1 protein-coding gene is annotated in these 273 nt (G+C 37.7%); it reads left to right on the forward strand.

The annotated features are described in order from the left end of the window. A partial coding sequence (locus A0739_RS09850) for a phosphoenolpyruvate carboxylase (RefSeq protein ID WP_155718988.1) occupies nucleotides 1–273 on the forward strand: 273 nt, incomplete at both ends.

The raw sequence follows: 273 nt of genomic DNA on the forward strand, positions 1-273 counted from the left end.
ATTGATGAAGACCCAGAAAATAACTTAGCCTTTCTGCAATTTATGTATAAGAGATGGCCTTTCTTCAAGTCACTCTTATCAAATGTAGACATGGTTCTGTCTAAGTCAAATATGAATATCGCTTTTGAGTATGCGCAGCTTTGTGAAGATCAGAATGTGCGTGATATTTTCAATATTATCTTGGATGAGTGGCAGCTGACCAAGGATGTTATTTTGGAGATTGAAGGTCATGATGAGCTCCTTGCAGAAAATACCTATCTGAGGGATAGCTTG

This window comes from Streptococcus oralis, assembly GCF_001588645.1.
Taxonomy (GTDB): Bacteria; Bacillota; Bacilli; order Lactobacillales; family Streptococcaceae; genus Streptococcus; species Streptococcus oralis_AB.